Source organism: [Flexibacter] sp. ATCC 35208, assembly GCF_001975825.1.
In the GTDB taxonomy this organism is placed as follows: Bacteria; Bacteroidota; Bacteroidia; order Chitinophagales; family Chitinophagaceae; genus Chitinophaga.
Map to the genome: position 1 here is coordinate 32861 of NZ_MTKN01000066.1, position 14603 is coordinate 47463.

The following is a 14603-nucleotide window of genomic DNA, read 5'->3' on the forward strand; positions in this document are numbered from 1 at the left end:
TATGAGTTATTAGGTGATTGAATTTTCCATATATCCTGTTATGATAGTATGGCTGATGCTGCTTGTTTTTTATACATAGCATACCAACCCAGACCGCTTGCCTTTCCTCCGGAGTCGGGATTTCCAAATAGGTAAAACAGTGTAGAACCGTTTGGGGGAACTTTCAACATACCGAGGAATTTCAATGCTACTTCTGTAAACATGAGAAGGAATGAATGCTGGGATGTATCATAAGTGAGCCGGATTTGTCCTATCGATAATTTCATCACGTTTTGCAGGCTAATCAATTTGGCTCCGCCGCCGGTACCTGGCAATGACATGCCTATGGTCGCTTTGTAAGTTCCATCTTCTTCGCTGCCGGGCGACCATGCTATCAACAGGTATGAATCCAGGCTTAATTTACCGGCAAGTTCGCCGGGAGTACCCATGTTTAACTTAAAGCGCAGGCCGTACCAGCTGTCGGCGCTTACATCAGATAATGCGATGTCGGGTATTACAGGCAGATAGCCCATATCAGATAGCGTAGTGAGTGGTTCTGCGATTATAAGTCCCTGGAGATCCAACGCGAAATTCACAAAGATGCTGCTGTTTCGGGCCTTACTATGGCTGGTATCAAAACTGATCTGTGTAGCATCCATCGTCATAGTTTTTGATGGAGGATCCGATTCAGGGAAAGCCATGGATATACCCAGGTTATTGAACCTTAATCCCTGGTTGGGAGCATCTTCGCCGGGGTTATTACCGAAAGAAAAGATATCGAATACCGGCACAGTCTCATCACCAATCAGGTAATAATCAATAAATCCGCTCATCGCAAACCAGGACATTACATTCCCATCGTTGTCTGTATTGAGTGTACTGAGAAGTACATTGGAGATTTGTATTTTATGAATGATGTTGTTGTCGAAATAAAAAGTATTATCACCCTGACTGGAAAGATTGTACATAGTCTGGCTGTCTGTAATCTGAAGGCTTCCCTTCAGTAATACATTGTGATATACGTTATCCGGAACACTCATGCCGGTTACCGGCATTTTAAGTAACTCCGTAATGGTAAGTTGCCCGAGGCTTTCAAAACTCTGCACAGATGTATTTTCAAAAAGAACTTTCAACGTCAGCAACCGGAAGTCGTACGTTGTAGCGGTGACGGGTGCAATCGCCATATCGGTGCCATCATCAGTAAAATCAGGGTCTGTATAATAGATTAAGCCAAATATTGTACTGATATTATCTAATGCTGCATTTATACCGCTTTTCTTTACGGGGCTTATTTCCACAGCCAGGTGATGTGCATTAAATGCGGTGGGATCTGTAACGCCGGCCATAATACCGGTAAGATTATCCGGAAGCCTGCTGATATCCATCCGTAAAAATAGTATACCGGTCCAGTTTTCGTCCTGTGCAATGGTATTGAACTTTGCATAGTATTTATTATCACCTTTTGCAATTGCCTGGTTAAAATAATTTTGCAACCATTGAGACAGTATTACCAGCTGATCATTATCTGGTGGTGTAATAGTCCCGTCGTCATTGGAATTGGTCGGTGCGGCAAACACATCTTTCTGGGTCCACTTAGAGGGGTTAGCTACCAGGCTGTTAGTTACATTAGCCGGATCATACAGCTTACCTTTTTTGGCTTTAATCAACATTACGTTACGGTAGTCATTATATTTGTTCTGTTGTCCTATATTGGCGGTCATTTCCCAACTACCGATACTCATGGTATTTAAAAAAGCTGATTGTCCCGCTGTAGTGCCATTCAGCTGACCGAGACAGTCAGCGTTGGCAACAACAAGCATTAAATCCCCTGTTTGCAGCGCTTCTACGAGTTGTGCTTCCGGATTCATAAACTTTAGTAAGTATTGATTACCGGCATCGGTATTTTGCCCGAGTAATACCTCGTTCCATTGCATTTGTCCTCCGGCAGAGGTAAGTGTTACCAGTAACCCGGATGGGGTTGTAGATGTTTGTGGTGTTTCGCTTTGTAATCTTTGGGTGGCGGACAATAAGGATTTTGAAGTAGAGAGTTGCCCTACATTTTTTCTGCGGGTAGGACTTATAACCTGGTTTTCAAAAGACTCGATCTGTTCCTGTGAAAAGGAGTTGATACCATCGCCAGCTATAGCACCGTTATAAGGCACTATAGGGAAAGTGACAATATCATCGGTTGTATAAATAAAGCCGGGCGTTTGATGTCCGAACAAGTCTGTATACTTTGGCGAAATGAGCTCATCGCTGCCAAACAGCGATGAGCCTTTAGGTTGTGCTACATAGTAAATGGTATTTCCTTCGGCACTGACGAATGTAACCCATGACGTGGAAAATGTGTTGTCGAGTAATGGTGCGTTGGGTGCTTGTGGTGTTTTGACAGGAGAAGCTGCTTCGAACGGGAATTTAGGTGCGTATGCAGGTTGATTGGAAAGGAAGCGGAATTTATCGCCTTTTCCCTTGTCGGTTTTAGGTGTTATGCTGAAGAACTCTGTTCCCTGCAGACCACCTATCAGGTATTGCTGGCTACTGGTAGCTGCGTTCATTTCGATAGTGAAGTCACCTTCCGGGGTAACCAGGAATCTTTGCGTTGTAGAGGAAGTGTATTCTCCGGCGGCAAATACCAACCTGGCAGGTAGTGTATTTCCATTTGAGATGTCGGGTATCAGGTTTATAGCAGCGCCAAATACTGTCCTGAAAAATGATGCCAGTACGGTATTATTACCATCGGTATTGGTGCCGGTAAAATTGAACCAGGTGCGTCTGTTTGCGTAGCTACCGCTGATGGTGCATGTGCCGGTTTGGCAAGTGTCATATGCGGTGTTAAATACATCTGTAGGATCAATACTAGTAGTGAATCCAATAAAGTCTGTAGCCCCTTTTGTGCTATCTGCTAAAGGTATCCACTCAGAGATTGCTGTACGTTCTTTTGATTGAATAGGGCACAGGAACTGGAAGCCCCATTGAAAGTCATCATATAATGATTGCCTTTGTATGCTAATGGAAAACTGTATGGTTCCTCTCAATGCCCCGGTGAAAGAGATGTATCCGATAGCAGGGGGGCGTGTTTGCGGAGCAGAGGGGCCAGAGAAATCGATTCTGTAATTATTTTGCGAACCGTCGAGCAGCAGAGTCGTATCATCTTTCCAGGTAAGTACCATCCCGTTAGCGACGGTGAGAGAGAGACTTGTTGTAAGCGTAGCCTGTAATCCACTGGTCACATTGGTACCGTCGCTGTTGATGCCCATCAGTGGAGCTGTATCAGCATTAATATTGCTATTATCCTGCAGCCACATAAAGGCGCGGGCTGTACCAGAGCGCTTCAACACGTTGTATATATTGTTTACAAATGCGGTGGCGCTCGCAACATCATTAATAATGGGAGGTATGGCTGCAAATGCGAAGCTGCCAGAATATTTTGTATTGGCCAGAGCGTCCTTCAATTCTATTGTATCAACTCCGGAGTCGATGCCTGCTGGTATTACAAATGCAATGAAGCCAACATCGTTCTCCTCAGTTTCTGCGATATATAACTGGTCGATAAATTGTTTATTGAATAAAACCATGACGCTTAGATTTCATTTAATGAATTAGAAGAATCCGGGCAAGAAATTTCCACCCGGCCAGCGCCAGTAAAATTTATTACCCATTACAGAATACCTGTAATAAACGAATACCTTGTCCGTGCTAACTGTAGCACGGGCAAGGCATCTGCAGTATATTAATTGGTAAAGCTTGCGGAGCAGGCAACTGTACGTTGAGTGCTACCACCGGCAGCATTATAGCCGCTCATAAAAATTGCGATTGTGTAGGTTGTACCCCTGCCAATGCTCACATTATTAAATGCGGCTCTTCCTGATGAAGAATCCGGCGAAATTGGGATCGTGGACAAAGGAGCGGTGCTATAGAAAGAAGGATTTGCGCCTTTCCATATGGCAGCCCATGCACCATTGGTTTGTGGCAAAAGGCCATCGGGTAAATCAAACTGGAAGGATACAGAAGTGCTGCCAACATTGATACCGGAAACTGAAGGTGTAAAAATAGTACCCGGGTCTGCACCGGTAGATGTTGCCGGAATAAACGCTGTAGCGCATATATTACCATACTTCTGTATGTTGCCTGTGGCATTAAGAGTAGGTCCAACAGCATAGCCGATGATATAGCTGTTGTTATTTACATTCAGACCAGTGAAAGCCGCAGAACCGGACGGCGTATTTGTTGGTACCGGGAATGTTTTAATAGGTTCGGTATTCCATGGAATGGAATTGGAATTTTGCCAGATAGCCAGGAAATTACCATAGGTATTGGGCTGATTGCCCGGCATTGTGTCATAATCTACATCAATCTCTTCAGCAGATACATTTGAGATACTAAGAGCTGTCGTAAGAGGATTAGTAGCTGAGTATGCTACGAGCACTTTTTGTGCTTCAAGATTTTGTGTTTCCATTGTGTATTTTTTTGGTTTTTAAAAAAGTGATATTTATGTTTCTGAGGTGGTTGTAGACGTGTTGAAGTTAAGAATGGCTGCAGCCATTGAATTCTCTTTGCCCATAAAGTAAATGAGCGTGTAATTTGAATTAATACCCAACGGAACGTTATTCATTCCTATGGTTCCTTCGTTTGCATTGCTGTTGATATTTACGGTTGCAATGGGTGCATCAGCGTTGTAAGGAGATGCATAACCTTTCCATAGACCAATCCAATTGTTATATTGCATGGGTTGGTAACCTGCCAGTGTTTGATAATGAATAGAAAGAGAATTTATACCCAGGTAATTGAGGCTAATAGCTACTTGTGTTGGTGCAGCCAGATAACCGCCGGCAGATATAATACTGCTGCAGCAAATATTTGAGATATCAGGCCCCACTCCATAGCCTACGATATAGGCGCTTCTTGTAATGGTAAGTCCACCAATAGTAAGTGTGCCTTGTTCATAATTCTGTTCTATTGATAATTGGGCCAAAGGAGGTACTGTCCAAGGTATGATAGAGGCCTCCCATATGGCAACAAAATTCTTATAGGTTTCAGGCTGGTTGCCCGGAAGGCCTTTATAATTTACTGTTACAGTATCTCCATCAAAATAAGGAATAGTAACACTACAGGTATCAAGGTTTGTATTATTTAACTCAACCATTAACCGTTGAGTTGTAGGAAGAGTTACAGACGTTTTTTCAATCCAAATGACTCCAGGTGGTCGTTCATCGTTTTCCATAAGTGTTTTTATTAAATTATTAACTGATTTACAGCAGGAGGGGGGCTAGTCAGATGAGGGTTGTCTGATTTCCTTATTTTCTCTGGATGATCAGAACGTATTTCATAAATTATCTTTAGATTTTTGAAATTTTTATAGCATGTTAAGAAGGGGATATTTAACTAATGATCAACGGGATATCCTTAAGCTAATCACTCCTGTAGCACCAGTTCGCTAAATTGGCAAAAATCGTCGGCGTATAAATATCGACAGAAAGGTTCCGGTTGAATAAATTTAAGAGGGTTATTACCCTATATAATAAATTTATTAACCATTATGTAACCTTTATCTATCTCGCATTATTAAGGTTATTCCAAGAAGGTGGATGATTATTAATTCTATTTATTTTTGCGTGTCTTTTAACATATTCTTTATCTACCATTCTCATTTATCAATGATGATTGTTGTAGTCTTCTAATTATTTCATAAATGGAAAGCTCTTTCGGACAAGTATTTTGTAATTCAACAAGGTAAAAATTATTACTCTTGCAGAATACTCCTTGTTAGAAAGAGTATATCTTGTTAACAAGCATATTGATGTTTTGTTTATGCGAACTTCATTTATTTTTTTAATAATTCTTATCTGGTAAATAAGGGTGTCAAAGGATGGCATCTTTATGAAGGATTTCTACTCTCACCAAATGCAGATATGTCACCATAAGTAAAAGGTGGTATTCCGAACATGCAAATATTTAGTAATTAATCAACAAAGAATACCAGAAAAAAAATTAAAGGAATTCCTCAATCTGGGAAAGTCTTTAAATCCAAAGACTTAAAGGCTTTAAAGCTTGCGGGCTAGGAGGGGCAAAGTTTGAATCAGTTTGCAAATAGTTTTTAAGTGATGAAGCTTAACTTTTATCCTCTTTAGCTACATTGAACATGATAACTATCTATTCTGGAGATACATTTTTATAATTGGCAGATACAGGCACCCCGTTTACCTATTGGTATCACGCACCGAAAGCCCGGTTAACTAATTTTCTGCCCGCAATTACTCAACAAATAACCTAACCCGGAATGTGTAACCCGAAACCCTGTTTTTGATTCCCGGATCCATGAAAAATTTATCTATGTCTGTACGCTGATGCATTTTCCCTAACACATATTGTTAACTTTTTAAAGCCTCATTTTTTTATGAAAAAGATCTATGGAATCTTTATTGCCTTGTCCTGCTGTATATTCTCATTCAGCGCACAGGCACAGAAAACCCTTCATGTTTACCTTGGCGCCGGAGCCGACATCTTCGATTATGATATGGAAGTACATGATTTTGTACTGTTTCCATAAGCCTTTCAGAACGCTTTCTATTGATGTATCGCTCAATTCAAGTCAAACGAAGAATAATAGCACCAGCAACACGCTCACTACCTTTCTATCCGAAATACCTGCTGAGGTTCGCATGGATCAGCGAAATGAAACAAAGGCGACCACTACTACCATCAATCCTGTTGTTTCCTATACTGAGCCTTTAGGTCATAACCAGGCGATGGAGCTCAATTATAAATTCAGATACAACAATACCGATGTGAACAGCCAGGTGTTCCGTCTGAATAATGATTCACATTTGTATGACCTGCCAGATAGTCTTCAAACCAACCATTTTAATAACTTATACCAGACCCACCAGCTTATGCTGAATTATCGTTTAAATAATAACAAGTGGCATGTTGTAGCGGGTATTGGAGTAGAAAGAGACAGGATAAAAGGAAGTAATATTACAAGGGATAGTCTTGTATATGCAAAGTATTACAGTATGCCCCCCTCAGTCAATGCTACCTGGGGGCTTTCTGCCATGCAAAGGCTGCAGTTTAGTTATACTGGTATGCCCCTCGCGCTCTCTGTAGAACAATTACAACCTGTTCAATCGACTGTAGATTCCCTGTTTATCCAGAAGGGTAATCCGCATCTTGTACAGCCCTATATGCACAATGCCAATCTTACTTATACCTTTACTTTAAGATCAGAGCGGATGTTCTCCATTATAATGAATTTGGGGAGTGTAAGGAATGCCATTCAGTATGCGATTTCCCAGCTACCTTCCGGAGCCCAGGTAAGTACGCCAGTCAACCTGAATGGTACGTATAATGGCAGTGCCAGCATCAGTTATAGCTTCCCCATGAAGACCATGAAATCTTCTCTTAACATGTTAACTTCCTTCAACTACCAGCATACACCAGTCTTGCTCAATGATGTGAAAAGTAGTACAAAGTCATCAGGTATAGGTGAACGTATTTCCTGGCAAGGCCATATTGCTGAACAGTTTGATTATTATATCAGCTCAATGACTAATTTCTTTAAAGTGCATTATGACATGGTAAGCACCAATTACCTCACAGAACAATTAACTGCTAATGCCCGGTATTATTATAATGATTGGATGTTCGATCTTAATCTTTACTATGTATTCAATAATAATCTGGCTCCAGGTTACAAAAGAGGTATCCCACTGATTTCTCCCGCTGTCAGCAGACGGGTGTTTAAAAATCATGCCGGAGAGGTAAAGCTGTCTGCTAATGACTTGTTGGAGCAGAATTTGAATGTGTCAAGGATTACCACGGCTAATACTATTAGGGACACAATGACCAGTGTACGCCAGCGGTATGTAATGGTTAGTTTTACTTATAATTTCAGGAGTTTTAAAGGGAAATAATATTTATGGTATTTTTCTAGACCGCTCGGGGAGAGATACTCTGTGATAAAGCAGTTGTCGGAGCGGTTTAGTACAAGGACTTTGTGTCGTGTTTTAGGATGTAGTATCAGCGTATACTATAGCTGGAAGAAAGGCGAATCCAATAAGCGGGAATACCGTAAATCGTAAATTCTTGTAACCCTCTTCACTTCATTGGTATTATAATGACAGGCCAATTCCATCTCAAAACCAATAGCACTTGCATCTCAAAACAGAAAGCCCCCAGATCTTTCGACCTGAGGGCTTAAAGCTTGCGGGCTACCCGGGACAACTTTCGAACCGGTTTTCGGAGGATTTATCTAAAATTTGCCAATTGGTTGGTGAAATTTATCACTGATTTGCTATTGTTAATTATAGAAATTCAGTAAATATTTTTACTCCCCTATATATAAATGACGTCTATATTCCCAATTCTAACCCTTCTATTTCAATCAGCTATGTTCTGAGGCGACTATTAAACAGCCTATTCTTAAGTACTGATTATTCAACGACCTTATTATTATGGAGCCACTTATGCAATTATAATGTAGATCAAAACTGCTGAAGAATATAAATGTTCTTATGAAGTAGAAATGAATCTGATTTGTCATGAAAATGAAAAATTTAAATATAAATATATTAATTTTTAACAATCAATGTTTTATATTGAAATTTTGATTTAAAATTAAACTTGCAAATTAACTTATAAGTGAATAACTTTGTACTAGAAACCTGGGACGATGAATCAGATAAATGTACATTTTATACGGTACGCAAGGAAGACGCTAGGAATTCTGAAACGGATAAATTCTTTAATAAATATTCCGCGATTCCCGAGCTTAAAAAGCCTACACAAATACTATTAAGTTTTATTTTGGATAGTATAGGGGATGATTACGGAGCAATTGACTTGTTGTTCAATCGATTTGAAAATGAAGTAATTGGCTTACCCAACCAAGGGAAAGCAAAACTAGGCGAGATTACATTTTTTTATCCCTATTTTCCCTTAAGATTATACTCTTTAAGAGTAAATAATCGCTCCGATCTAGTAGTATTATTTAATGGGGGAGTGAAATCAGCATTAACAAACCAAGCAAGCAGAGATCTGAATTTGAAATGGCGGGAAGCTTGCCAATTTGCAAGAAGGATAGAAGAAGCGTTACTACACAAGGAAATCTGCATTGATCAAAAGAAGAGGGAAATAAGAGCTAATGATGGAGGAGAGGAAATCATTTTATAAAAACTATTGGTATGCGAAGTAAAGTAGCAAAACAAATTCAGGAAGAAACACCCGCGGAGGTAAGAATATTTGTAAGACAATATACAGATATTGTTATAAGGATTGAACAGATTTTGCAGGCAAGAGGATATACACAGAAAGACCTCGCGGGAAGAATGGGGAAGAAATCCTCTGAGATTAATAAATGGTTAAAAGGGAATCATAATTTCACTTTAATGACATTAGCAAAATTAGAAGCTGAACTCGGTGAACCAATTATCCATATTTCAAGCCAACGTTTACGTAAAAAGACAAGAAAGCAAATTGCCTGAAATGCCTTGAGTTGATAATTTTGAACATTTCAGGAATTGCTAATAAAATCCCATTTCATAGATTTTGAAGCATTGAGAAATTTGGTTTTTCTTTCTTAAGTTCTTCGTTAAAAGTATCAATTAGCTTCCCTGCTTCCTGCTAAACGCAGAAGTCAAAAACCCTAACTATATTATTTCATTAAGTTGGATTGTCATAGCCGTTCTTTTGAAGAAGATTAAGACTAATTCGTGTTTTTTCAAGTACATGTTTTAAGGATATATTAAAAACTAAAGAATTTCTTTGATTATTGCATTTCGAATTACATCACATGAAAAACCCCAGCTCTTTTTCCAAATCAAAAAACTATACCTTCTCAGTTTTTGGAGTGGTCGATTATAGTGAATTTTATGGCAAGTCCGCTCCCAGAGATCCGATCGATCAGCTTTCCGAATATCCTACCGATGTATTGATAATCATACTCTCAAGAATAAATGCTATCATTTTTGAATGCCAGGGCAGTCCCAATCAAATTGATACCGAAATATTTCGACTTGTATTTAATAAAATACACAAATCGGCTTATGAACGTTTAACTCAAATATTCTCAACTCATCAAGGAAAGTACACAGTGGTCTTTACTTCCCAGGCTATCGTGAACCTGATGGCAAAACTAATTGCCCGCTACAGGCCTATAAAAGATATGGACAATATCAATGAAGAAAATGAAGACCTTTTGCAAATGGCACTGTTCGACGCAATCCTTGCCATTAATGATGAGTATTACAAACGCGCCGATAATAAAAATGTGTTGTCATTAGAATTTCTTTGGAAGCTCGAATTATTTCAGCAGGAGTTCGCCAGGAAAAAAAATAATATGTATGGAGTTAATGCATTGAAAGCATTTTTATTCTTTCGTTTTATGGAAGAGCGATACGGCCCGCAGCCTTTAAAGGAATTTTCCGACGCATTTAATGTAGCATCTCCCTATAATTTCTATTTCACATTCCTGGAAACAATAGTCAATTCTTATAATGGCTTTGAATATGACAAGAAGCCCCGGTTCTGCATAACCGATAGAACATTACAACGCGTGTTCAAATCTTTTATCTATGATCCAAATTCTGCATCCAACAATGTTTTTTCCGGCGAATCCTTCGCACTCATCAACCAACCATTTTACCGTTTTTCGGAAGGCATAGCTGTCCTCGATTTTGATTTCGTCTCGCATCTAACAGATGTAAGTCTCATCTATTATTTTTATAAAGTTACCTCGCTAAATAAAAATCATGGAATAAAAGATTATAACGTATATCTGGGCATAATCGGAAAGTATTTTTTTGAAGAATACATCACGCTGCAGTTAATCAGGAAAATATTTACGCACCAGTACGACAGTATTAAAACAGACAAAGATGACCCTCAATATCCCGACATTCTAATCATACAGAATAATAAAGATGTATTTGTCATTGAAGTCAAATCAACAAGAGTAAATGGAACAGTAGTAGATAGAGCTGACACGCAAGGATTCCAGCAATTCCTTCAGGATCAGTTTGCCAATGAGAAGAAATCCATTGGAGGAAAGAACAAGGGGATTTATCAGCTAAAAAGTCAAATCCGGTATCTCCAGTCACTCGGAAGCAAATTCAGGATTTATCCAATAATTGTTTACACAGAACCGTCTCTGGATATTTCTGGGGTGAATACCCTTCTTGATGAACAATTCGAGGCCATTATTTCAGAAGTTCAAAATTCGTTCATAAAAATAAATCCACTTACACTGATTAATCTCAATTTCTTTATTAAATATTATCCGCAATTGAAGGCTGAACGCTATTTCCTGCGCGACAGAATTACAGAATATCATCATCGCAAAAAGAAAGAATTAAAAGAAGCCTTCAGACAAAATTACTCCTGGACCTATTTGTATGCCCAGTTTTCTTTTATGCGTTTCATGGAACAGGCTTATCCAACCGGTAACCCGATGAAATATTTTGAGATGGCTGCTGTTGATTTTGGGTTTAGTGAGTAATGAAAAAGGGAAAATTTGAAAATCGGACGTTACATAATTGAGACTAACTTCAATTGGGCATCAATGAAAAAGTTTATGGCAGAATGATATAACAAATTTAGATTTCGAACATCCAAAGAGTTCAGAACAAACAGCTTATGAATTTATCAATATTTATTAAAAAGCAAGACCCGCTCTATGAGCAGGTCTTGCTTTTTTGCGGGGTATCAGAGACAACTTTCGAACCAGTTTTTGGAGGATTTATCTAAAATTCGCGGATTTGTTAGTGAAATGTCTTAATATACTTCTGATTGACTATTATCATTCCAGAAAAAGTGGTGTTTTATAGCTACTTCCACACAAACAAAACTACATTTTTAGCCGTTTTGCCTAATTGCGAAGTAATAAATCAATGATGAAGGAAAAGGGAATGGTTTTCTTTTCAATAATAAGTATTTTATTGGACAGAAGATGACATTTTAAATTGAAGTAGTAATTATCCTATTGATATTCATTATTTAATTCATGTTTAATTTTTTAATTTGATAACCAATACCTATTCCAAATCTATCGCTTTCCTATTAATGAATAAAATCTTCTTGATCTGTACTAAAACACAATCATCTAGCTAATACATCAAATTTTTGACCCAATTAGTGAAATTTAATGACTAACTTTGCCTAGTTAATCTTTAATGTATTGAAAAAAGAATGGCAATGATTAGAATCATTAAATATAACCTTCAACATTACAGAAATATTCAATCAGCCAATTTGAGCTTCGATAATTACAACCTCATTATTGGTACGAATAATTCTGGAAAGTCAAATTTCATACAATCATTTTCTTTCCTCTACTTTATTTTATATGGAGGAATGGAAGATGTAACGAATGCCTTCCGCAATGGATTTATAACAACACGTTTTAGAGATATAATTCCAACGAACTGGAGGAATATAGAAGATACAGATACTCTTCCTCCAATTTCTATGGAACTAGAATTCGAAAATACAAAAACGAATCGCAAGTTTACATATCAGATTAGTTTCAAATTCCAGGTTGCTGAAAATTCAAAACTCATGAGGTCTTTTATAATTGACAGCGAAAGTCTTCATTATAAAGAATATGGTAAACCAGGAAGTCCAGTTAGAATCTTCAGCCGTACTAAAACTGAAGAGCACTATGGAAAAGATTTCCCGAATTTCAAATTTGACAACGGAGTAACTAACGCGTTCAGTCTGCTACGTGTACTTCAGATTAGTGGTGGATCGAACGAAGCCTATCTGGATTCACAACTATGCTTAAGTCAGATATTAAAAACGCCTGTATTTTATTTCTCTCACACTGAGCTAACTAAAAACAGTACTAAAGACCAGCTTAAAATATTCAACGGTCGAGTGGTTGCCTTTGACCTAAAAGAAGAAATTATAAACTTGAAAAATAGCAACAATTGGGACATCTTCAAAAGTGCGCTACATAATGTGCTAGGCATAGAAGCAGTGGATATTAATACCTATCATTTAAATATTAATAAGAATAGTGAAGAAAAAGAAGCTTTCACATTTGTACATTTCTTACACGCCAAAACATTTAAATCTCTGGAAGATCTCTCTGATGGAAGTATCCTCCTGATCGCTCTTGTCATAAAAGTCCTGAACAGCGATCACGACATATTCTTCATAGAAGAACCAGAAAATTCTACGCATCCAAAAGCACTCGTGGACCTGATCGCTTTCCTGAAAAGCTTTAGCGAGACTAAACAATTCATCATCACCTCACACTCAATTGTCCTGCTAAACAAAAGCAAGCTTGAACAGATCATTACAAGCCGTGCTGAAAGCAATGGCATGAGTATATTCGAAAACGTCAATTCACGAAAGGAGCTCAAAGCTCGCCTTCGTTCCGGAAAAGGCAATTTCGCAGACGAATTATTTTTTGAGCAAACTGAGGAGGAGTTCGACTAATGGCCAAAATAAAAAAGAATCAAAACTCAGTTCTGTTCCTATACGAAGGAGAAACAGAAGAAGATTTCTATAAAAAAATATTTAAAAAGTACATCCCCGAACGCACGATCCGTCACAACTTCGGTAATCTAAAAGGGGTCTATAACGTCACAGAAAAGGTAGGGAACAAGATCAAAAGCTACCTGGATAATGATTCGTTTAAAGATTGTGAACAAATTCATGTTTTCGTTGCCATCGACCGTGAAGGAGAACGCAATCAACCATCATTGATCAGACTAGACGAGCTAGAGAAAAAATTCATTTATAAAGATTCGCGGGTTAAGAAAATCTCACCCATTATTGCTACACAAGATCTGGAAGCCTGGTTCTTTCACGATCTTGAAGGTATTTACAAGCACTTGCAAGTACCAGTAAATCAGCGTAAAATGAATGCTTATCCAAATAAAGACAAACTAAACAACCGCATTCTCTCCGAGCTCTTCCATCGGTATAAAAAACACTACCAGAAAGGCCGTAGAGTATCTGGCTTTGTTGACAACCTCGATCTGGGTCTTATATACACGAATGTACCAGAACTAAAAGATGCAATCGCGGAGATCCTTAACCTAATTTCTGGTAACTAAATAGCTATAACATGGTATAAGGTCTTGAAGAAGTAATCGTGTCACTTTATGCCAAAGGGATGAGCATAACACCTCCCAAAGGTGGTATGCACCTCATCTACCCAATACCCCATTATAATGACCTTATGTAATTGCTTTTTATGTTTCTCTGTAGCCATATAGAGCTAATGGCACGTTGCAGTTAAATTATTTAAGAGGATTATCAATAATAGACGAAGGTGTTTAGAAGCTCTTTCACCTCTTATTTCATTAAACCGAATGAAGTTTAGTGATTTCGAACCAACAGAATCCTTTACCAGTTTGAATTCTAATTCTTTGGGGCAAAAAGAGAAAATTGGATAAAACTACAAGACCCGCTAATAGAGCGGGTCTTGTAGTTTTGCGGGCTACGAGGGACAACTTTCGAACCAGTTTGTGGAAGATTTATCTAAAATTGTTATGTTTATTAGTGAAATTCATCATCAATTCTAGGATTTATAATTAAATATAGCTCAGCGGATGTATTACAGCTAATGATTGATGGAAACGAAATTTAAAAAATTTACATGGTGTAATCGGCAGATAACA

10 protein-coding genes are annotated in these 14603 nt (G+C 38.3%); 7 read left to right on the plus strand and 3 right to left on the minus strand.

Annotated elements, in window-relative coordinates:
- Positions 1-38: 38 nt before the first annotated feature.
- From BW716_RS28935 to BW716_RS28945, 3 genes are all read right to left on the minus strand, one after another.
- The gene (locus BW716_RS28935; RefSeq protein WP_083729553.1) at positions 39-3554 is read right to left on the minus strand and encodes a hypothetical protein; all 3516 of its coding nucleotides are present in this window, start codon (positions 3552-3554) and stop codon (positions 39-41) included.
- 155 nt (positions 3555-3709) lie between these two features.
- Entirely contained in the window at positions 3710-4435 is a 726-nt protein-coding gene (locus BW716_RS28940; RefSeq protein WP_083729554.1) for a hypothetical protein, read from the minus strand.
- A gap of 33 nt (positions 4436-4468) precedes the next feature.
- Positions 4469-5200, minus strand: coding sequence for a hypothetical protein (locus tag BW716_RS28945; protein ID WP_143709095.1), 732 nt, complete (start codon positions 5198-5200; stop codon positions 4469-4471).
- 1173 nt (positions 5201-6373) lie between these two features.
- On the opposite strand from BW716_RS28945, the gene BW716_RS37105 reads away from it, so the two are divergent.
- From BW716_RS37105 to BW716_RS28975, 7 genes are all read left to right on the plus strand, one after another.
- Complete coding sequence (locus tag BW716_RS37105; protein WP_179091316.1) at positions 6374-6526, plus strand: hypothetical protein; 153 nt, start codon at positions 6374-6376, stop codon at positions 6524-6526.
- The gene (locus BW716_RS28950) at positions 6504-7889 is read left to right on the plus strand and encodes an outer membrane beta-barrel protein (protein WP_179091317.1); all 1386 of its coding nucleotides are present in this window, start codon (positions 6504-6506) and stop codon (positions 7887-7889) included. Before BW716_RS37105 ends, BW716_RS28950 begins: the two co-directional genes overlap by 23 nt.
- A gap of 727 nt (positions 7890-8616) precedes the next feature.
- Positions 8617-9147, plus strand: a complete 531-nt coding sequence (locus BW716_RS28955) for a hypothetical protein (protein ID WP_083729557.1) — start codon at positions 8617-8619, stop codon at positions 9145-9147.
- Positions 9148-9158: 11 nt separating this feature from the next.
- Entirely contained in the window at positions 9159-9458 is a 300-nt protein-coding gene (locus tag BW716_RS28960; protein WP_083729558.1) for a helix-turn-helix transcriptional regulator, read from the plus strand.
- Positions 9459-9766: 308 nt separating this feature from the next.
- A complete protein-coding gene (locus BW716_RS28965) occupies positions 9767-11470 on the plus strand; it encodes an NERD domain-containing protein (RefSeq protein ID WP_083729559.1) in 1704 nt (567 codons plus the stop codon).
- Between the two features lie 695 nt (positions 11471-12165).
- Positions 12166-13413, plus strand: coding sequence for an AAA family ATPase (locus tag BW716_RS28970; RefSeq protein ID WP_179091318.1), 1248 nt, complete (start codon positions 12166-12168; stop codon positions 13411-13413).
- Entirely contained in the window at positions 13413-14036 is a 624-nt protein-coding gene (locus tag BW716_RS28975; RefSeq protein ID WP_083729561.1) for a DUF4276 family protein, read from the plus strand. The genes BW716_RS28970 and BW716_RS28975 overlap by 1 nt, the downstream gene beginning before the upstream one ends.
- Positions 14037-14603 lie beyond the last annotated feature (567 nt).